This window comes from Pseudomonas sp. TE3895, from assembly GCF_056278855.1.
Window position 1 is genome coordinate 4,229,650 of sequence record NZ_JBWBQE010000001.1, and the last position, 19,375, is coordinate 4,249,024.

At 62.7% G+C, this 19,375-nt stretch carries 23 protein-coding genes; 6 read left to right on the plus strand and 17 right to left on the minus strand.

What is annotated here, in order from left to right; all coding sequences use genetic code 11:
• Nucleotides 1-5 precede the first annotated feature (5 nt).
• From ACZ889_RS18985 to ACZ889_RS19000, 4 genes are all read right to left on the minus strand, one after another.
• Entirely contained in the window at nucleotides 6-1,001 is a 996-nt protein-coding gene (locus tag ACZ889_RS18985) for a WD40/YVTN/BNR-like repeat-containing protein (RefSeq protein ID WP_476257688.1), read from the minus strand.
• A 21-nt stretch (nucleotides 1,002-1,022) separates the two neighbouring features.
• A complete protein-coding gene (locus ACZ889_RS18990) occupies nucleotides 1,023-2,381 on the minus strand; it encodes a DUF1329 domain-containing protein (protein WP_180689987.1) in 1,359 nt (452 codons plus the stop codon).
• Nucleotides 2,382-2,419: 38 nt separating this feature from the next.
• The gene (locus ACZ889_RS18995) at nucleotides 2,420-4,375 is read right to left on the minus strand and encodes a DUF1302 domain-containing protein (RefSeq protein ID WP_476257689.1); all 1,956 of its coding nucleotides are present in this window, start codon (nucleotides 4,373-4,375) and stop codon (nucleotides 2,420-2,422) included.
• A 77-nt stretch (nucleotides 4,376-4,452) separates the two neighbouring features.
• The gene (locus tag ACZ889_RS19000) at nucleotides 4,453-5,028 is read right to left on the minus strand and encodes an RBBP9/YdeN family alpha/beta hydrolase (RefSeq protein ID WP_014860235.1); all 576 of its coding nucleotides are present in this window, start codon (nucleotides 5,026-5,028) and stop codon (nucleotides 4,453-4,455) included.
• Between the two features lie 247 nt (nucleotides 5,029-5,275).
• On the opposite strand from ACZ889_RS19000, the gene ACZ889_RS19005 reads away from it, so the two are divergent.
• The gene (locus tag ACZ889_RS19005) at nucleotides 5,276-6,307 is read left to right on the plus strand and encodes an AraC family transcriptional regulator (RefSeq protein ID WP_121783576.1); all 1,032 of its coding nucleotides are present in this window, start codon (nucleotides 5,276-5,278) and stop codon (nucleotides 6,305-6,307) included.
• On the opposite strand, the gene ACZ889_RS19010 is transcribed toward ACZ889_RS19005, so the two are convergent.
• The 6 genes from ACZ889_RS19010 to ACZ889_RS19035 form a co-directional block, all read right to left on the minus strand.
• Nucleotides 6,270-6,602, minus strand: a complete 333-nt coding sequence (locus ACZ889_RS19010) for a Rieske (2Fe-2S) protein (RefSeq protein WP_012052447.1) — start codon at nucleotides 6,600-6,602, stop codon at nucleotides 6,270-6,272. The genes ACZ889_RS19005 and ACZ889_RS19010 overlap by 38 nt on opposite strands.
• Nucleotides 6,599-7,252, minus strand: coding sequence for a DsbA family protein (locus ACZ889_RS19015; protein WP_020191132.1), 654 nt, complete (start codon nucleotides 7,250-7,252; stop codon nucleotides 6,599-6,601). The genes ACZ889_RS19010 and ACZ889_RS19015 overlap by 4 nt, the downstream gene beginning before the upstream one ends.
• A gap of 4 nt (nucleotides 7,253-7,256) precedes the next feature.
• Nucleotides 7,257-8,537 (minus strand): MFS transporter, encoded by a 1,281-nt coding sequence (locus ACZ889_RS19020; protein WP_476257690.1) that lies wholly within the window; start codon nucleotides 8,535-8,537, stop codon nucleotides 7,257-7,259.
• Between the two features lie 127 nt (nucleotides 8,538-8,664).
• Nucleotides 8,665-9,717 carry a beta-keto acid cleavage family enzyme gene (locus tag ACZ889_RS19025; RefSeq protein ID WP_319901314.1) on the minus strand — a complete coding sequence of 351 codons (1,053 nt, stop codon included), beginning with the start codon at nucleotides 9,715-9,717 and terminating at the stop codon, nucleotides 8,665-8,667.
• Between the two features lie 54 nt (nucleotides 9,718-9,771).
• On the minus strand, nucleotides 9,772-10,620 hold the full coding sequence (locus ACZ889_RS19030) for a TauD/TfdA dioxygenase family protein (RefSeq protein WP_012052451.1): 849 nt from the start codon (nucleotides 10,618-10,620) through the stop codon (nucleotides 9,772-9,774).
• Nucleotides 10,621-10,633: 13 nt separating this feature from the next.
• A complete protein-coding gene (locus tag ACZ889_RS19035) occupies nucleotides 10,634-11,614 on the minus strand; it encodes a quinone oxidoreductase family protein (RefSeq protein ID WP_012052452.1) in 981 nt (326 codons plus the stop codon).
• 228 nt (nucleotides 11,615-11,842) lie between these two features.
• Between ACZ889_RS19035 and ACZ889_RS19040 the strand changes: the two genes are divergently transcribed.
• Nucleotides 11,843-12,049, plus strand: a complete 207-nt coding sequence (locus ACZ889_RS19040) for a hypothetical protein (RefSeq protein ID WP_003248274.1) — start codon at nucleotides 11,843-11,845, stop codon at nucleotides 12,047-12,049.
• 42 nt (nucleotides 12,050-12,091) lie between these two features.
• On the opposite strand, the gene ACZ889_RS19045 is transcribed toward ACZ889_RS19040, so the two are convergent.
• Complete coding sequence (locus tag ACZ889_RS19045) at nucleotides 12,092-12,451, minus strand: hypothetical protein (RefSeq protein WP_180689983.1); 360 nt, start codon at nucleotides 12,449-12,451, stop codon at nucleotides 12,092-12,094.
• A gap of 167 nt (nucleotides 12,452-12,618) precedes the next feature.
• Between ACZ889_RS19045 and ACZ889_RS19050 the strand changes: the two genes are divergently transcribed.
• On the plus strand, nucleotides 12,619-12,819 hold the full coding sequence (locus ACZ889_RS19050) for a hypothetical protein (RefSeq protein ID WP_180689982.1): 201 nt from the start codon (nucleotides 12,619-12,621) through the stop codon (nucleotides 12,817-12,819).
• A gap of 225 nt (nucleotides 12,820-13,044) precedes the next feature.
• On the opposite strand, the gene ACZ889_RS19055 is transcribed toward ACZ889_RS19050, so the two are convergent.
• The 3 genes from ACZ889_RS19055 to ACZ889_RS19065 form a co-directional block, all read right to left on the minus strand.
• Nucleotides 13,045-13,353 (minus strand): hypothetical protein, encoded by a 309-nt coding sequence (locus ACZ889_RS19055; protein WP_003248263.1) that lies wholly within the window; start codon nucleotides 13,351-13,353, stop codon nucleotides 13,045-13,047.
• Between the two features lie 198 nt (nucleotides 13,354-13,551).
• Nucleotides 13,552-13,920, minus strand: coding sequence for a hypothetical protein (locus ACZ889_RS19060; RefSeq protein ID WP_010953909.1), 369 nt, complete (start codon nucleotides 13,918-13,920; stop codon nucleotides 13,552-13,554).
• A 403-nt stretch (nucleotides 13,921-14,323) separates the two neighbouring features.
• Nucleotides 14,324-14,611, minus strand: coding sequence for a hypothetical protein (locus ACZ889_RS19065; protein ID WP_012052457.1), 288 nt, complete (start codon nucleotides 14,609-14,611; stop codon nucleotides 14,324-14,326).
• A 216-nt stretch (nucleotides 14,612-14,827) separates the two neighbouring features.
• Here ACZ889_RS19065 and ACZ889_RS19070 point away from each other — a divergent pair, with 216 nt between their 5' ends.
• The 3 genes from ACZ889_RS19070 to ACZ889_RS19080 all read left to right on the plus strand — a co-directional run bounded on the left by ACZ889_RS19070 (nucleotide 14,828) and on the right by ACZ889_RS19080 (nucleotide 16,696).
• The gene (locus tag ACZ889_RS19070) at nucleotides 14,828-15,355 is read left to right on the plus strand and encodes a DUF3455 domain-containing protein (protein ID WP_180689981.1); all 528 of its coding nucleotides are present in this window, start codon (nucleotides 14,828-14,830) and stop codon (nucleotides 15,353-15,355) included.
• Between the two features lie 103 nt (nucleotides 15,356-15,458).
• Complete coding sequence (locus tag ACZ889_RS19075) at nucleotides 15,459-16,007, plus strand: sigma-70 family RNA polymerase sigma factor (protein WP_104961796.1); 549 nt, start codon at nucleotides 15,459-15,461, stop codon at nucleotides 16,005-16,007.
• Nucleotides 16,004-16,696, plus strand: coding sequence for an anti-sigma factor (locus ACZ889_RS19080; protein WP_047604896.1), 693 nt, complete (start codon nucleotides 16,004-16,006; stop codon nucleotides 16,694-16,696). The genes ACZ889_RS19075 and ACZ889_RS19080 overlap by 4 nt, the downstream gene beginning before the upstream one ends.
• 53 nt (nucleotides 16,697-16,749) lie before the next feature.
• On the opposite strand, the gene ACZ889_RS19085 is transcribed toward ACZ889_RS19080, so the two are convergent.
• The 3 genes from ACZ889_RS19085 to aroQ all read right to left on the minus strand — a co-directional run bounded on the left by ACZ889_RS19085 (nucleotide 16,750) and on the right by aroQ (nucleotide 19,374).
• Entirely contained in the window at nucleotides 16,750-17,007 is a 258-nt protein-coding gene (locus ACZ889_RS19085) for a hypothetical protein (protein WP_003248248.1), read from the minus strand.
• Nucleotides 17,008-17,398: 391 nt separating this feature from the next.
• A complete protein-coding gene (locus ACZ889_RS19090; RefSeq protein WP_047604898.1) occupies nucleotides 17,399-18,796 on the minus strand; it encodes an MFS transporter in 1,398 nt (465 codons plus the stop codon).
• Nucleotides 18,797-18,936: 140 nt separating this feature from the next.
• Nucleotides 18,937-19,374: a type II 3-dehydroquinate dehydratase gene (gene aroQ / locus ACZ889_RS19095; RefSeq protein ID WP_476257691.1), complete on the minus strand. Its 438-nt coding sequence runs from the start codon at nucleotides 19,372-19,374 to the stop codon at nucleotides 18,937-18,939.
• Between the last annotated feature and the right edge of the window lies 1 nt (nucleotide 19,375).

Consider the following 19,375-nt stretch of genomic DNA (forward strand, 5'->3'; position numbering starts at 1 on the left):
TCTTGTCAGGGGTGCAGCGTGGGGTTACCGGCCAGGTTGCGCGTGCCCCGCTCGCCCACCAGCACCAGGCCGTTACCGGCATCGCTGACGAGCGCGGTGACTGGGCTGCGGGGGCTGTGGGGTACCGGGCTGAAGCTGGCGCCGTCATCGCGGCTGAGCAGCAGGTCACCGGCCTGGCTGGCAAGCCAGAATTGCCCGTCACGGTCGATACCGGCGGCGGTGAGGCTGGCGTTGATCCCGGTGTCGATCAGTTGCCACTGCTGGCCGCCATCGGTACTGCGGTAGGCGTGGCCGCGCAGGCCGTATATCAGCAGCACGCCGGGCTTGCCGACAGCACCGAACAGGGTGCCGGCGTAGGGTGTGCCAACGCGAGCGAAGCGCTTGCCGTCCCACTTCAGCAACAGGCCCTGCTCGCCCGTGATGAACAACTCGTCGCCCACCGCGGCCAGGCTGGTCAGGTGCAGGCCTTGCGGGTTGTCGCTGTGGTCGAGCCACGGCTGCCAGTGCTTGCCGCCATCCGTGGTGCGAAGCAGCAGGTTGAACACCCCCACCGCGTAGCCCGTGCGGGCATCGCCGAACCACACGTCGAGCAAGGCATTGTCGGTGTCCGCGCCTGGCAGCTGTTCGGCCAGTACCCGGCCGTCCAGCTGTTTTTGCCAGTGCATGCCACCGTCACGGCTGTGCAGGACCACGCCGTCGTGGCCCACCGCCCAGCCCAGTTCGGGCGTGGCGAAGCTCACCGCATTCAGGTCGGCGCTGACCGGCACCTGGGCTTGCTGCCAGTGCGCGCCGTGGTCATCGGAATACAGGATGTGCCCGCGCGGGCCGACCGCGACCAGGCGCTGCCCGGCCCAGGTCACATCACGCAGGGCGCTACTGCTGGCAAGGGCGCTGGGCATGGCGGGCACATCCAGCACATCGGTGAATGGCGCAGCCAAGGCTGCACCCTGCAGCGCAACCAGGGCCAGCATCACCACGCTGCATCGTTTGAAGACAGACATTGGAACCTCTGCTCCGTGCGTTCAGCGAATGCCGTTGCCGGCCAGCGAATCGGGCGACCATTGGGTTTTCGACAACGGGTCGATGTAACGGATGCCGCCGTAGGCACCGACCACGCCATTGAGGTTGTAGGTGCCGCCGATGAGGTCGTAGATCATGAACGGCGTGGCGTCCGGGGTCTGCTTGTCATAGCTCTGGGTGAGGAAGGCGAACGAACCCCGGTACAGCTGGCCACGGGCGTCGTACTGGTCCGAGGCCAGCGCGATCCAGCTGTCCTCATCAAGGTAGAAGCGGCGCTTGTGGTAGATGTGACGCGCGCCGTCCTTGAGCTTGCCTTCCACCACCCACACGCGGTGTTTTTCCCAACGTACAAACTGCGGCGCCAGGTGGTTGGGGGTGATCAACTGTTTGACATCGGTGTTGTAGGTCAGCTGGTAGGTGTTGTAAGGCACATACATCTCCTGCTTGCCGACCAGGGTCCAGTCGTAGCGGTCCAGCGCGCCGTTGAAGACGAACACGTCATCGTAGGTGCCAGAGCCGGAGGTGCCCGGGTTGGGCGTGTCGTAGGCCAGGTTAGGTGCCAGCTTGACCCGGCGCTGGCCCGGCAGGTACTGCCAGGCGCTGCGCGGCTGCACCAGCGGGTTGGCAGCGTCGCGCAGCATCATTGCTTCACCGGCACGGCGTGCGGGCCCGGTGTACACCAGTTTCATCTGGTAATAGGTGTCCTTGGCGCCGATCGGCCTGGTCATGTCCTCGTAGATCGGGTAACTGATGTGCGCCTGGCCTGTGGTCGACAATGACGGTTTGCCGGCAGCATCGACGTTCCACGAGTCGTACTTGGCGGTCATGCTCACGCCCTGGTAGCGCAGCAGGAAGTTCCACATGGCCTCGGCGCCGTTCTGCGGAATGGGGAACGGAATGCCCGGCAGCACATTGTCCACGGCAGTGCCGCCCTCCTGGCTTCTGGCGCCGGTGGCGTTCTTGCGGGTGTTGTCCAGCACCGCCTGCGGCAGCGCAACGCTGCGGTGCGTCGGGTACACGTCAACGTGGTAGCTGGGGTAGCGCTTGAGCAGTTCGAGGGTAGTGGCGGTCAGTTGCCCCTTGTACTGATCGGCATTCTTGCCATCGATGACCAGCAACGGCTTCTCGCTGGCAAACGGGTCGGGGCGCATGCTGGCGCCGCTCTGATAGCTGGCCGGCGGGGTAAGCAGGCCGCCTTGGTAGGCCGGGATAGAGCCGTCGGCATTGCCGGCCTTTTCGGCGCCGAGGGTGGTCAGGTTGGTGCCCAGGTGTGCAGCCTGGTCAGGGGAAACGGCAGCCTGGGCGGCGTTGAGCGCGGCCAGCGACAGGCACGAGGCCAGCAGGGTACGTACGAAGGTCATGATGGTTGTCTTCCTGTGTAGGCGGTAGGAAACAGGGCTCAGAAGGTCGTCTTGACGGTCAGGTACAGCGCGCCACGGTCTTCGGTGGTGGCGCCACCGCCGGAGAAGGAGGCGTAGCCGCCGCCGTAGCAGGTGTAATCCTGTTCGCCGTCCAGGGCATTGGGGGTGCTGCCGTCGGTCTGGCCGTCCTTGCAGGCCTTGGTCTCACCGAAGCTGTCGACGTACTTGAGGTCGACGAAGTACTGGTTGTAGATCGCAGCGCTTAAGCCCACCGCGTAATTGCCGGTGTTTTCGGCGCCGCCGCCTTGCACTGGCGAGACACCGTCCAGGCCGACGTTGACCGACAACGGCATGCTCAAGTCCATGCCCGGCAACACCTGGTACCAGGTGGGGGTGAAGTTGACGGCGATACCCCAGTTGTCGCGGGTCGCCTTGTCGATGCCGCGGTAGCTGCCCTTGCCTTTGTACAAAGCCTCGTTGTGGCCATCGAGCTTGAGCAGGTTGCTGTAGAACAGCTCACCCAGCAGGGTTGCCGAGTCGAACAGCGGCGTGTCACCCATCGTCATCAGGCCGTTGACGGTGAAATGCAGGGTGTCGCCAGTGGCGCTCAGGCTGTCACCATCCTTGGGCACGTCGTAGACCACCCCGCTGCTGGGCAGGCGCGACGGCAGTAAACCGAAGCCACCACCCAGGCCACCTTGGCCGGGGGCACTGACGATTGCCGGGATACTCGCCAGCGGCATGTTGTGGCGGATGTTGAGGTCGCTGCCGACGCTGATGCCGGCCACATCCTTGGACAGGCTCAGGCCATAGATGTCGATGTTGTCGGCGTAGGCGAACTGGTAAGTGGTGCTTTGCAGCGAGTTGTACAGGTTACCGACCGCCCCTTGGCGGCTGCCCGGCGGGTTGCCGAAAGGGCCACTGGCCACGGTCATGCCGCGCGCATCGAGCCAGGCCTGAGGCAGAATCTCGGACGTCTTGCGGTAGTAGAAACCGAGGGTGCCGCCCAGCCATTGCGGCGACCACCTGGCCATGATGCCCCAGTCGCCGCTCTTGCCGGGCGTCAGGTCATGACCGCGACGGAGGGTGGTCAGCGCTCCGCGCACCGGGATCAAGCCCGGGGTGCCGGTGTGGCCGAGCAGGAAGCTCTGCGCGCCCTCGCCTACCACATCGGCGCCGCCATAGTAGGTGCCCGCTTCGGGCAAGCGGGCAGCATCCCAGTCGAAGAAGTACTGCGCACCCAAGGTGAGTTCGGAGTTGACCAGGAACGAGGTCGACAGTTGGTTGCGGGGGACGAACAGCTCCTTGGCCTCGGTGCCTGGCGAGGCCGCCAGCTTGGCCAGGTCCAGGCCGGATTGGCCATAGCTCAGCGAATGCACGGGGTTGAGCAGGGTTTCCCCCCAGAACAGGTTGTGCTGGCCCAGCTTGGCACTGACCTGCGACGCTTCGCCGACATCACGGCTCATGAATACGAACGCATCCAGCACTTCGCCCGATGGGCCGTTGTAGTATCGCTGGGCGTAGTTGCTCAGGTGCGGGCTGCCCAGGGGTGTGCCAGTACCCGGCAGGCCATTGAGGCTGGGGCTGATGCCCGACTGATCACCGTTGCCATTGACGAACGGGTTGCTGTTGGAGCCGGTATTGTCGTAGGCCTTGTCGTACCAGCTGGCAGTGCTGACGCGAAAACCGGTGTTGCCCTGATACACCACATCCAGCTCGGTCAGCAGGTCGACCCGGTTGGTGATGTTGGTGCCGGCCTTGCGGAAGTTGTAGTCACCGTCGTTGCTGTTGGGCGTGCCCAGCATGCGCTTGTCGGCGCTTTCCGTGCGCACGCCATAATTGTATTTGACGGTATTGTCCAAGCGCACGGCCCAGTCTTCATTGCCGGTCTCGACTTCGACGGCCTGGGCGGCGGGCAGCGTGAGCAGGGCGACGGCGCAGGCGAGCAGGCAGCGCTGTGGCTTCACGGCATGGTGAATGCGGTGTTCTGGCATTACGATGGCTCCACGTATTGTTATTGTTTTTTACGCCGCCCGTCTGTTGCGGGCGTGGCTGGGGCGTCCATGCGTTACTACAGGGTTTCGGCGTCCAGACGGCGGATCAGGGCCTCGGCCAACGGCCAAGGGCCGAAACCGGAAGCCGGGTTGAGATGGCCGACGGCACCCAGGTTGACCAGTTCACTGCCCCAACGGTGGGCAAGTTCGCTAACGGCGGCGTAGCTGGCCAGGTGGTCATTGCTGCTGGCCGCGACAATGCTCGGGAACGGCAGCGCCGTGGTTGGCAACGGCGACCAGCCCTGGGCGGCCAGGCTGGCTGGGCTTGGGTAGTGCGCCGGCCATTGGGCGTTGAGGTCTGGCGGTGCAGCCAGCAAAGCCCCCTTGATCGGCCACCGGTAACGTGCGGCCCAGTGGGCGACCATCAGTACGCCGGCACTGTGCGCCACCAGCAGCACCTGGCCGTCGATCTGCTCCAGTTCGCGCTGGATCGCCTCTACCCGGGCGTTGCAGCAAAGGCCGTCAAGCTTCAGCGGCGGTACGCTGCGCACCTTCGCCAGGCGGCTGGCAAGCAGCGTCTGCCAATGATCGGCAACGTGGTCGCGCAGGCCAGGGACGATCAACACGGTGGCAGTGGTTTGCAGTTTTTCCACGGTGAACCTCGTGTGCGGTGTAGCTGTTGAGGTTCACAGTAAACAGCCCTCCCCCCGGGTGCTTCACATTGGGCGTCAGGTACTTTTCATTTGATGACAATGGCCCGAACAGGGCTTTGCTTTTCAATAGATGACACGCAGGCTATAAAACCCGTGCACCTGCAAGCCAAGTGCTTTTTGTCGCAACAGCCTTGTGCTGCTGCTTGAAAGCGCCAGGTTGCCTGAACAATAGGGATAACAATAAAAAATGCCTGCCCTCGTCCGCGCCGCCAGCTTGACCAATTACCTGGAGGTGTCTCGCCACCTGGGTCTGAACCCCCACAAACTGCTGGCACAGGTGGGCCTCAGCGCGGCGTTGCTCGACGACCCCAACCGGCGTATCCCGGTGGCCAGCGTGATCAACCTGCTGGAAGCTTCCGCCAGCGCCAGCCAATGCGAGAGCTTCGGCTTGCGCATGGCCGAACTGCGCCAGTTGTCGGACTTCGGCGAAATCAGCCTGCTGCTCAGCCACCAACGCAACCTGCGCGATGCGCTGCAGGTGATCGTGCAGTACCGTCATCTGCTCAATGACGCGCTAGCCATTCATATCGAAGAAGCTGGCAAGACCGTGGTCATTCGCGAAGAGGTGATCAGCGAGCGCGCGCCCTGTAGCCGCCAGGCCACCGAGCTGGCTATCGGCGTGATGATGCGCTTGTGCGCGGCGCTGCTAGGCACGCACTGGCACCCGATCAGCGCCAATTTCACCCATGCGGCCCCCGCCGACCCCGCCATTCACCGGCGCATTTTCGGCTGCACGCTGGTGTTTGGCAGCGAGTTCAACGGCATCGTCTGCCCTGCCGCCGACCTCGACAGTGCCAGCCCGCAAGCCAACGAAGCCATGGCCCGCCTGGCGCGGCGCTACCTGGACACGCTACCAGCAGGCAGCGAACCATCGCTGGAGCTGGAGTTGCGCAAGACCATCTACCTGCTGCTGCCCATGGGGCGGGCCACCCTCGAGCAAGTGGCGCAAACCCAGGGCATGAACGTACGCACGCTGCAGCGGCGGCTGGAAGAAAGCGGGTTGACCTTCAAGGACCTGATCAACAGCGTGCGACGTGACCTGGTGATGCGCTACCTGGAGAACCCCAGCTATTCGCTGGGTCGCATTGCCGATATGCTCGGCTACTCGATGCCCAGTTCGTTCACCCGCTGGTTCATCGCCCAGTACGGCATGCCGCCGGCCAGCTGGCGGGCAAGCAGTGTCAGCCCTGCTCCCCAAACCCGTCACTATCGAGGGTGATGAATACCGCATCACCCTCCTGCTGCACCGGGTAGCAGGTAACTTTCAACGCCTTGGAATTGACCAGGTAGCCGCTGGCCAGGTCGAAGCGCAGGCCGTGGGCACAGCACTGGATCACCCGCCCTTCCAGGCGCCCGCCACACAGCGACGCCCCTTGGTGCGGGCAGCTATCGTCGATGGCATAGAGCGCACCGGCGACATTGAACAACGCTACGCTGCGGCCCTCGCAGGCCAGCAGCACCCGGCCATTGCGCTCCGGCAGTTGGCTGGGGTTCAGGGCGATACGCAGGCTCATGCCTGCACCCTCTCTGACAAGGCGTCGGTCATCGCGGCAAACAGCGCCTCGGCTGGCCGCACCCCGGCAATCAGAGGGCCTAGGTTGAAGCGATAACGTGGCACGGCACTGCCTGCACGCCCTGCACCGTCGAGGAACGGGCTGCCATCATCACGCAAACAATCGATTACCTGCGCGGCCTTGAGCCCGCAACTCTCGGCGATGCCGAGCAACGTGCGGCTATCACCGAGGTCACGGCCTTGGTGGAAATAGGCAATGAACAGCCGCTCCAGCAACGCTTGCTGTTGCGACGCGCCAAGCAGACTGCCGGCGCGCTGCATCAACCGGTGGGCGTTGCCGGTGTTTGGCATGCGGCAGATGCGCGAGAAGTCGATATCCTCCCCCACCACGCGGGCAGCGGCGCGCACCTGAGCCTGGCGCTCGCGCACTGCCTGCTCGCTGCCCAGGCGTTGAAGGTAGAACTGTTTGAAGGGTACCCCATTGGCTGGCAGCCCCGGCAGCAACTGCACGCCCTGCCTGTGAACCTGCACTTGCACGTGTGGCTGCTCACGCTGCAACAGCAACAACGCAGCCTGCAAGTGCCGCTGGCCAATCAGGCACCAGGGGCAGACGAAATCGAAGAGCACCTCGATGGACAATTGCTGTTTCACAGTTTCAACTCCTGGCGCGCAGACGATCCATGTCGCGGTGGTAGTGACGTTTGGCAACCCAGAACACGGCCGCCGCTGCAATGCTTGTCAGTGGCACCCACTGCAGCGCCGCCTGAAGCCCGATCAGGTCAGACACCCGACCGGTGATCAGCGGCCCGGTGGCCAGGCCGAGCAGGTTGTTGGCCAAGGTCAGGGTGGCGAATGCCGTGCCATGCACAGCGGCGTGGGTCAGGTTGGCGACCATGGCACTGGAAGGGCCATTGGTGCCGGCGGCGATCATCATGCCCAGGCAGATCAGCACCAGTTGTGCGGTACCGGCAGGCAACGCAAAGGCAATGCTCAGCAGCGCGCAACTGCCCAGGCAATAGCCGATGGCCAGGCTGATCTTGCGGTCCGGGCGCTGCCGCCCAAGGCGATCGCAGAGCATGGCGCAGAGAATCATGCCGATACCACTGCACAGCACGATGACGGCGGCGATCGCCCCCGCGCGATCGGTGCCCATGGCGTAATAGCGGTTCAGGTAGCTGGGCATCCACACGATCAGGGTGCCGCCGACAAACAACTGCAGGCCACTGCCGACATAGGCGGCGATGACCGAACGGCTGCTGTACAGGGTGCGCAGCGGGTGGCTGGCCTTGTCCAGCGCCTGCTGCGCGCACTTGGGGGCAATGCGCCCCTCTTTGACGATGACTGGGTAGAGCATCGCCAGCACCAGGCCGAACAATGCCATGCCGGCGAATGCCCAGCGCCAGCCCAGGTGCTGGGCCAACACCCCGCCCAAGGCCATGCCCAGCACCGAGCCGAACATGCCGCCCGCCATGAACGCCCCGGCCAGCGTCGAGCGCATGTCGCGGGGGAATACCGCGACCACCACGGCAATGCCGACACTGCCATAGGCGGCCTCGCCGACCCCGACCAGAAAGCGCGCAATGAACATTTGCGGGTAGTTTTCCGCCAGGCCACAGCCGAGCGTGGCCAGGCTCCACAGCACGGCCATCAGCACCAGGCTGCGTACCCTGCCGAAACGGTCGGCCAGCAGCGACAACGGGAAGGTCAGCAGGCCGACCATCAGCGCGACGATGCCGCTGAGCAAGCCTAACTGGCTGTCGCTCAATGCCCATTCGCCCTTGAGCAGCGGAAACACCGCATTGAGCACCTGGCGCGACATGTAGTCGGAGATCAACAGGCCGAAGGTCAGGGCAAAGACGACCCAGGCATAGCGCCGGGGAATGCTGTTGGCAGTGTCGGTGCCGGAGTCTTCGGCGCTGACGAGATAGGTGGCCATGTTGCCTCCTTGGGTGTGAAGCGTGGGTGTCGTTTTTGTTGTTATGGGTAACCGCCAGAACTCACGTTGCGTTTTGTGGCCTCTTCGCGGGGACGCACGCGAAGAGGCCGGGCCTGCCATAACCGCATCAAATGCGCTGCGGCACGCCCTTCTCACCCGCCTGGCGGTTCGGCGCCATGCCATTGGCTTTCAGCGTCTGCTCGATACTGTCGTACTGCTGCCCGATGCGGTAAATGGCGCGGGCCTCCTTGCCACTGGCAATCTCGCGACCCAGCTCATGGGCCACGCGCACGGTCTGCTGGACCTGCTGCACCGAGGTGAAGCGTTTGCCGTGCTGGTCGATGATGGTGTCTTCGTTGCCGCAGCGCGGGTGCAGGCCCATGGCCAGCGCCATGGTGTTGAACGGCAGCACGTTCTTTAGCAACGATTCGGCAGTCAGGGTGCAGCCGTCCGGCGCGCGGTGGATGAAGTTGAAGAAGTTGAACGGGTTGGGGCCATCGAAACCGCCGCCAATACCGATCCAGGTCAGGTTCAGCGGCCCCATGTAGTCACCCCGGCGCACGATGCGTTCGAGGGTTTCCAGGGCATGCATGCCGGTCAGCTGGAAATGCGGCTGGATATGGCTGGCCTGCAGGCGGCGCAAGTGCTCGCGAACCCAGGCCGGGCCGGCCGGCACGGTCATTTCGCTGTAGGCGGCATGGATTGCGGGGCTGGCCAGCGAGGTGCCCTCAAGGTACTCGGGGTACAGCAACTCCATGATGTTCATCTGCGTGGTGTTGATGGCCACGGTCACCTGGTCGGGCCGCGGCGTCAGCTCGGCAAGCATGTGCCGGGTGTCATCCGACAGCCATTTGGCCGCCTCGCCTTCGCCTTCCGGGGCGAAGGAAATCGAACCGCCAACTTGAATGATCATGTCCGGTACAGCTTCACGTACTCCGGCGATCAGCTCGTTGAACTTGGACAGGCGCTTGGAGCCTTTGCCGTCCAGCTCACGCACATGCAAGTGCAGCACGGTGGCGCCTGCCTCGTAGCAGTCGACGGCCTTCTGCACCTGCTCGTCCATGGTCAGCGGAATGTCTTCAGGGAAGTCTTCGGGCATCCACTCCGGGCCATAAGGGGCGACGGTGATGACCACTTTTTCCATGTTTTCCGGGTGCAACGAATCGTCGAAGAATTGCATGCTGTAGTCCTCGCTATTGTTATTGTGCGGTTACCGCCAGTGACGGCGGCAGGCTTAGAACGTGCGGCTGCCCTTGATCCCGGCACGCTCCATCTTGCGATGGCATGGCGGGTAGTCCATGACGGCGTAGTGCTGGGTGCTGCGGTTGTCCCAAATCGCCACGCTGTTGGGCTTCCAGCGCCAACGCACCTGGTATTCAGGCAGGTAGGCCTGGCTGATCAGGTAACGCAGCAGGTCGCCGGCGCCCGGGTTTGCATCCTGGCCGAAACGCACCCGCTGCGGGGTGTGGTAGTTGCTGAAGTGGGTGGTGAAGGCGTTGACGAACAGCACCTGCTCGCCCGTTTCCGGGTGGGTGCGTACGACCGGGTGCTCGGCGTCGGGGAACTGCGCCTTGAGTGCCAGCCGTTTGTCCAGCGGCATTGCAGCGCCGAAGCTGGCCTCGATGCTGTGGCGGGCGCGCAGGTCTTCGATTCTGGCCTTTACATCGTTTGGCAGGTTCTCATAGGCCAGCACCATGTTCGCCCACAAGGTGTCGCCGCCTACCGGCGGGCATTCCACACAGCGCAGCACACAACCCATGGGCGGTGCCTCACGCCAGGTGGCATCGGTGTGCCAGGCATTTTCATAGCGGTCGTTGGGCTGGTCCGGGCGCTTGTAGATCTGCACCAGCCCCGGGTGCTCCGGGTCGCTCCCGGCCACCGGATGATCCTCCAGCTCGCCGAAGCGGCGGGCGAAGGCCACGTGCTCGGCACGGCTGAAGTGCTGGTCGCGCAGGAACAGCACACGGTGCTGGAGCAACTGCTGGCGCAACTGGGCGAACAGTTCGTCATCGTGAATCGCATCGGCCAGGTTGACGCCACTCACCTCGGCACCAATCGCGCAGGTCAGTTGTTCAATGTGCATGCTGTTGCCCTCTTCAGATGACGAAGATCGACGAGCCCGTGGTTTTGCGGGCTTCCAGGTCACGGTGGGCCTGTACCGCGTCCTGCAGGGCGTAGTGCTGATTGATTTCGATACGAATGCGCCCGCTGCTGACGTGGTCGAACAATTCGCCGGCCAGGTCAGCCTTTTCTGCCGGATCGGCGATGAAGTCGGCCAGTGCCGGGCGGGTAAGCTGCAACGAGCCCTTGATTGCCAGCAACTGCGGGTCGAACGGCGGGATGGTGCCCGACGCCGTGCCGACGCAAACCATCAGCCCGCGGCGCTTGAGCGAATCGAGCGAGCCGGTGAAGGTGGTCTTGCCGACACTGTCGAACACGACGTTCACCCCTACCCCGTCGGTCAGTTCGCGCACGCGGCTGGCGACGTCTTCGACGCTGTAGTTGATGATGTGGTTGCAGCCATGGGCGCGGGCTACCTCGGCCTTGGCCTCGGTGGATACGGTGCCGATCACGTTCAGCCCAAGCAGCCGCGCCCACTGCGCGACAATCAGGCCCACCCCGCCAGCAGCCGCATGCAGCAGCACGCTGTCACCGGGTTTGAAGTCATACAGCCGGCGTAACAGGTAGGCCGAGGTCAGGCCGCGCATGGTCATGGCGGCAGCAGTCTCGAAGGCAATGGTTTCCGGCAGCTTGATCAGCGCCGCAGCGGGGATCAGGCGCTCGGTGCAATAGGCACCCAAGGTATTGAGGAAACCGGTATAGGTGACCCGGTCACCGACCACCACCTGGGTCACGCCTTCGCCCACCGCCTCCACCACCCCGGCAGCTTCCACGCCGATGCCATTGGGCAGCGCGATCGGGTAAGTGCCGTTGCGAAAGTAGGTGTCGGCATAGTTCAGGCCCACCGCCACCTGGCGCAAACGAACCTGCCCGGGGCCGGGCTCGCCAACCTCGGCGTCCTCGTAGCGCAATACCTCGGGGCCACCGGTCTGATGGAAACGTACCACTTTGGACATGCTTGTCTCTCCAATCATCGATCTGGACGTCAGGCGTCAGTGTTGGGTGATTGGACTGTATGCCCTTGGCTTGCGGGGTGCTTCGCATCGGACGACAGCGGGTTTTCATTTGATGACAGCACGTGTCGACGCACCGGTGTTCGGACCAGCGCCTTTATTCATGAGGCTGCTTGATGGTTACCTCTTGCGAGACTAATACTTAAATCTCTGCCTGGGGAGGCACGAAAAATGCAACCAAGATTCGTTATCGTTCCCGCTGTGCCGATCGAAAAGGAATCGTTCCGCGTTGGCAGCCGCTACTACGCCGCTACCGTGTGTGGAGGGTTCGACATTTATGACAATCAGGCAAAGGAGCGGCTCAAGCCGAGCTATCCGAGCCGCACGGAGGCACAGGTGAAATGCGAGCATTTGAACAAGCGGGATGAGTTGGGGTAACTGCAGGAGATCGGGGCGGCTCAACCCGCTCGGGGCACGGGTTCAATCCAGGCATTGCTTGGCAGCGTGGCGTAATTTGTCGCCAGACAGAAAGCTGCCCTTGTAGAAGGTCGCGCGGCTGCCCTCGTGAGCGTCAACCACATCAAGCACATCGTCGCTTGCCACGGCGCTTGGCGCCGTGAGCCGGTAGCCGTGGGCTATCGACTTCTGCGTGGCCTGTGGGGCCAGCGCTTGCCATTTTGGCAGGACACAGGCGGCGTACTGCTGCGGCGATTTTTTGGTCAGTTTGCTGGCAGTGGGTTTGCCGGGGCTTGCGCAACCGGCGAGGCTGGCAACCAACACAGTGGCGATAAAAATACGAATGTCAGGCATTTGCAATCGACCGTTATGGATACGCTGCATTCTAACGGGCGTGACGCCGCGTTACTAATCAACCAAAGTCTTGCTGCAGGACGACGCCCAAGCGGGATCAGTGCAGCGCACCTGATATTTCTGCCAGTAGCCGGGGCACGCCGCAACAGTGAAACTCCCGAGGGACATCACACCACGACTCGGCAGGGCTTCATACCATGCAAACGAACGCCAACCACACTCAGTTCTTCTATCAGAACGGCAAACTCGTCACCCTTAAAACCGGTGAACAGGGCCATAGTATCTTTCGCTCGCCGGACGTCCCCCTTGCCGAGCGACAATCAGACGACACCGACGCCGGCGGATTGCTGGCAACTGACGACAAGGGTTCGGTGCTGCAGGTACAGCAGAGAAGCTGAAGTCCTCATGATGCTCCGGCCCCATTGCGAACCAAACGCGGGCTCAGGGCTTGGCTCCCCTGTACAACACGATGGCTGCTATATCCAGGGCCAGCACACTGCCGACAATCACGAACATGATGTACAGATCCTCAGAGAGCATTGCCGTATCCCCCCAGATGCACCGGTTTCAAAAGGGGTAAGCAAATACTGATCCATTCAGTGCATCAGGTAGCGCGCTGCGACTCAGCTGAACTTCAACTTGACCACTTTGCTCAGCGCCCAGCCACTGAAGACATAGAACGCATCCAGGTAGAAGCGCCCTGCATAGTTGGGCAACGGCGTTTGATTCAACAGCACATCCGGCTCGGGCGCAGGAGGAAACAGTGCATAAAAGCCGTTGGGCAGCACTGCCAGTGCCAGCAGTAACAGGTAAGTCGAGGCTTGTAGCAGGGTGGCACGATTACTGGATCTGGCGGACCACTTCAGCCCGTAGTAGGCAACCAGGCCGGCAACAGGCAAAACCCAGAAATGCGTCGGCATCCCAATGAACATTTCGGCGACTACGCTTCTTGCTTCCACCTGCGGCTCTCCATCCAAATACAACGATTATTACGGGCGGGGCCGGCAAATGCAAAGCAACGCTGCTCAGGCCATACCGGCTCCCCCCCCCTTTTTGAACGTTGCCGGGCAGGCGATCGGCAGACAAAAAGCCCGCTCTCGACGGCGGGCTATTGGTGTGGGGTTGGATGATTACGCTTTTGAACACATCAGTGCAGCATCCAGCAACCTGCCATGGTCGTACCAGGCATCACGTTGATAGGCCGTGAAGTGGCGCTCGCTTCCCGTGCCCCGCAACTCTACAAGACCTTCTGCCTTGTCGGGGTCAGTGCTTTCGACGAAAAGCCTGACCGCGTTATCACCCTCAACTTCATAGGTTTTCACATTCCCTTGTAGCTCGCCTTTGACGCAGCCCAGATAGGCGGGTGGGCTTTTCACGGTAGTGCCAGCGGTATAATCGTGGCTGTCACGCACATCCGGGTTTTGTGCGCAGCCTGCGACGAACAACGAGGCTGCCCCGATTACCAGTATTGCACCTGCCAGCGATCTTGAGTTTTTCACGCGACACGCTCCTGCAGCCCCATCGAAAACTGGGAAATGTTGCCAAGCAGCCTGCCCTTTTTTGGTTTTTGTCCTGCCCATGTTACTGCTCAACGACAACAGGGCATCAGGTTTGTTTGCTATATAGGGTTCGGGGCGTTTTCCTCACACCCTGCGTTGGCCCCGATTACGCGTAAGGCCTGCCCCATAAACGGGGTCAGGGAATGGCATTGAGAAACACATATGTCGCCGCCAGATCGAGTACCAGCACAGCAACCACGCTGAAAATCATGTAATAGCGGTCATCCTGAGTCATTTCTGCGTACTCCGCATGATCAATGTCTCGGGGGTCACAGCAATTCCCGTTCCAGCGCCCAGGTTCAGCCCGCTGGCACCGCGCCAGCCAAACAGCGCAATCGCGCAGTCAGTCCTTGATCTGGCATACGCCATTGGCTTTGTTCTTACCGGTATACGAGACGTCAGGCGAGCCGTCCGGGTTGATCGACAACGATACCGTTACCCCGCCACCTTTGGCCTCGAAATAGTTGTCATTGAATTTTTTCAGCGTGGCTTCCTTGCCATTGATATAGACAGGCCCACCTTTATCGGCATGGACCTCGATATTTCCGGGGCATGTTGCGTTCAACAGCGGAATACCGGCATGGGCAGCGCCCGATGCGGCAAGCAACAGGCCCAGTAACAAACGCTTCATTTGCAGTGTCCTCGTGGGGTTTTCGGGGGTGCGCGCGTTAAAGCAGTCCTGCGATAGCAAAGAGGCTCATCGCTCGTTCGAGATGGTAGGCAAGCACATGCAGGCTCATCTCGCTAAGCATTTTTTTCATTCAGTGCATCCAGTCCGCCCGTTGGCGGGTATTGCTAGTGGGCGGCCTTTGACTGCCCAGCCCAATGACTTTCAGGAGCACTGCCCATGAACTTCAAATACTCCGCCTGCCTGTTTGCCTGCAGCCTCGCCCTTGCGCTGCCGCCCGCCCACGCCCAGACCGCGCTGCCAGAAGCGGTCAAAGTCCCTGATGGCCATCGCGTCCTGCTCGAAACCGTCGGCGTCGGCGAGATCACCTACGAGTGCCGCGACAAGGCCAACACCCCCGGTCAGACCGAATGGACTTTCGTCGGCCCCAAGGCAGTGCTCAATGACCGTGCCGGTAAACAGGTGGGCGACTACTTTGGCCCACCCGCAACCTGGCAGGCCAAGGATGGCTCGAAAGTCACCGGTACCCAGTTGGCAGTGGCACCGGCGGACAAAGGCGCCATCCCCTATCAGCTGGTCAAGGCCAACCCGGCCGAAGGCAAAGGCGCCATGCAGGGGGTCAGCTATATCCAGCGCCTGGCTACCCGCGGCGGTGTGGCGCCGTCAGTCGACTGCACGGCGCAGAACAAAGGTGCCAGGCAGGTCGTCCAGTACCAGGCTGACTATGTATTCTGGACAGCCAAGTGACACGCACCTGACCCTACGCCCTGCGAGTGATGATCTACGCTCGATGGCAAGCCCCCCGGCTGGATGGCCGGGGTACTTGCCTTACACAAGGAAGCCACACACGTTGAACTCGCCGGCCACTCCCTTCGACTTCCACCGCTGCCTGTTAGCCTGTGCACAGGGTGACCGGCGGGCCCTGCAAGCGCTCTACGATCACGAAGGCGCGCGCCTGCTGGGCGTTGCCCGGCGTATCGCACGTGACGACGCCACCGCAGAAGACATCGTCCACGATGCGATCATCCGCATCTGGACCCGCGCAGCCAGCTACGACCCGGCGCGCGGCTCGGCTCGAGGCTGGATATACAGCATTACCCGCCACCTGGCGCTGAATTCGATACGCGATACCCGCCGTGAAACTGTACTGACCGATGCCGACACCGAAACTGCGTCAACATTGCACGGGAGGGTTGATGACCTTGACCTCTGGTCCGGCTCAGCAAAGATTTACCGCTGCCTTGAACAACTGCAGCCCGCACCGCAACGCTGCATCCTGCACGCCTACGTGGACGGCTGCAGCCACGCCGAGATAGCCGGTTTATTGGGTGCGCCACTGGGCACTGTCAAGGCCTGGATCAAACGCAGCCTCAAAGCGCTACGGGAGTGCCTGGAATGAAGCCCGATTCTGCCGAAGAACTGGACAGCCTCGCCGGGGAATATGTGCTGGGGACCTTGTCGCCGGAGCAATATGCCGCGGCGGCCGAACGCCTGCGTACCGACCCCGCGCTTCGCGCCGCCGTGGATGCCTGGGAGGCCCGGCTGCTGGAGCTGACCGCGCTGTCTACCCCGCAGCCACCGAGCCCCCGCCTGTGGCGCCGTATCCAGCGCAGCCTCGATGAGCTACCCGCACCGCGCACGCAGGCTCGCTGGTGGCAACGCCTCGGCCTGTGGCAAGGGCTCAGCGCCGCAGGGCTGGCTGCAAGCCTGCTGCTGGCGTTTACCTTGCTGACAACGCCCCCCTCTACCACGCAATACCTGGTGGTGCTGGTGGCGCCGAACAGCCAGGCCCCCGGCTGGGTGGTGCAGGCCAGCGACAGCCACATGATCGAACTGCTGCCGCTGGGCCGGGACACGGTCCCCGACGGCATGGCCCTGCAGTTCTGGACCAAGGGCGAGCAATGGCGTGCTCCGGTTTCGCTTGGCCTGGTCAAACCGGGCGAACCCTATCGAGTTCCGCTGGAAAGTTTGCCACCCTTGGAGGCCAATCAATTGTTCGAGCTGACGCTGGAGAAAGCCGGTGGCTCGCCGACCGGTCTGCCGACAGGGCCGGTGAAGTTCATTGGTCGCGCGGTGAAAGTGATATGACACGAAAGGGCCGCAGAACGTGACTGCGGCCTTCGCAAGGCTGGAAGCCAGGGTCAGCCGCGGATCACCTCAAGGCGATCCCGCCCAGCCTCTGTGATGGCGTTCTCCCCTTCATCGCTGATGCGATAACGTCCTGACACCATTTTGGTAATTGAGAAACGGACCAGCCCGCTTTGGGACAAGGCTTGGCCTGCTTCGAAGCGCATTGCCTGCTCCAGGTCGAAGATCTTGATCTCTCCGATTTTGTAGCGTGCAAACGCGACCAAGGCGTTATCCAGTTCTTGTTGACTGATCGTTGTAGCGACTTCCATTCGACCTCCCAGGTCATGAGAGCCCCGGTCCGTGGGGGGGTGAAGGCAACGAACCGGGTGGCTTGTTGAAGGCGGACCGTACTATGCAGTCACGGAAGTCGCTACTGGCTTTCCATCCATGCTGGATGGGTAGGCAGCACGACACCCACCACACCTACGGTCACTTCAGGCGCCGTCGCTGGCGGCGGAACGCTTACGGCCTTGATCTGCGTCGTCCTGTTCAGTGCCCGCTGCCCTTTACGCCCGTGCGCTTTGGGGCGAAAAGCTGCCGATCGTGAATGACCGCCATCGACCCGTTATCGGTTGTCCGTTCGCTGTAGGTCGTTCATGGCCTAAAGGAACCCGATTCCAACACCTGTCCCCTGAAGACGTGGCCGTGAACCCAACACAGCTAAGTACGCAACACCTGTTCACCAGCATTGGCAGGCAGGCGTACAGCATCAACCAACGCGGCGCAAGCAATCAGGCCGATACCGACAAGCGCCCAGCGGAAGTCGCCCACTGTCATCTCGCTTTCACCCCCCCGCAGCATCGTCGAGACCCTCAGCAGCAGGGCCGCAATCGCAACCCCGAGCGCCATCGCCAGTTGGAAGAACATGCTGAACAGCGTCGACGCCTGGCCCATCTGTGCTTTTGGCACCTCGGCAAACCCGATGGCGTTGTAGGTGGTGAACTGCATGGAACGAGACAGCCCGCCAATGAACAGCACCAGCGCCATCCAGTACCACGGCATGTCCTGCTGCAGGAGCAAGCACGCGAGAATGCAACCGACGCCGATCAAGCCATTGACCAGCAGCACTCGACGAAAGCCGTGGCGGCGCAGCAGCCCGGTGGTGAACGGTTTCATCGCGAGGTTGCCGACGAAGATCGCCAGCACCAGCAACCCGGCATCCACCGGCGAATAGCCGAAACCGATCTGCAGCAACAGCGGAATCAGGAACGGCAAGGCGCTGATCGACAGGCGGAACAACGTGCCGCCGATGATGCTGGCGCGGAACGTGGCGATGCCTAGGGTAGCCAGCGGTAGCAGCGGCGCCGGATGACGCTGGCAATGGCGGATCGACAGCCAGGTCAGCATAGCCCCCACGGCCACCAGTGCAGCGCCTGTGCCGAGGCTGCCGCCCGATAGCGAGCCGAGCATCTCCAGGCCCAGCAACCAGGTCGCGCAGGCCGAAGCGAGGAAGACGAAGCCGAGCCAGTCGAAACGGCGCGATTCACTGGCACGGGTGTTGGGGACCAGCCACCACGCCGCTGCGATGGCCAGCAGGCCGAGCGGGATGTTCAGGTAGAAGATCCACGGCCACGACAGGTGGGTGACGATCAACCCGCCAATCGGTGGGCCGAGCACCGGCGCCACCAACCCGGGCCAGGTGATCACCGCAAGCACCTTCACCAGGTCCTGCTTCTCGGTGGTGCGCAGCACCACCAGACGCCCGACCGGTACCATCAGCGCGCCACCGATGCCTTGCAGCACCCGTGCGGCGACGAAAGTTTCCAAGGTTTGTGCCAATCCGCACAGCCACGAGGCCAGGGTGAACAGGCCAATGGCCCCGGCGAACACCTGGCGCGCGCCGAAGCGATCGGCGACCCAGCCGCTGAGCGGGATGAACACCGCCACCGCCAGCAGGTAGGCGCTGATGCCGATGTTCAGGCTGACCGGGTTCTCGGCGAAGTCACGGGCCATCTGCGGCAGCGCGGTGGCGATGACGGTGGCGTCGAGGTTTTCCATGAAGAAGGTGACGGCGACCAGCAAGGCGATGCCGGTGTTGGGGACTGCGGGGGTGGCCAAGGGTTCAGTTCCTTCTGCAAAAGGAGAGTCTCGATTGTAGGAGCGGGTTTACCCGCGAACACCGGCGCAGCCGGTGCCATGCCCCGCGTCACCTGCTTCGCGGGTAAACCCGCTCAGAGCGCCGAGCCATGCGGCCCTGCTCAGACCATGCTCATCGCCGCACGCAGTGCCAGCAGGTAGGTTTCGACACCAAACCCGCAGATCTGCCCGCGCACCACCTCGGCAAATACCGAGTGATGGCGGAACGGCTCCCTGGCATGGATGTTGGACATGTGCACTTCTACCACCGGCACTTCGATAATGGCCAATGCATCACGAATGCCGTAGCTGTAATGCGTCCAGGCACCGGCATTGATCAGCACCGCATCCACCCGGTCCTCATAGGCCTGATGGATGCGTTCGCACATGGCGCCCTCGAAGTTGCTCTGGAAGCTCACGACCTGCGCCCCCAGCTCTTCGCCCAGGGCTTGCAACGCCTGGTCGATGTCGGCCAGGGTCGCTGTGCCGTACTGGCGCGGGTCGCGCTTGCCGAACATGTTGTGGTTGATGCCATGCAGCATCAGTACATTGGCGACCATC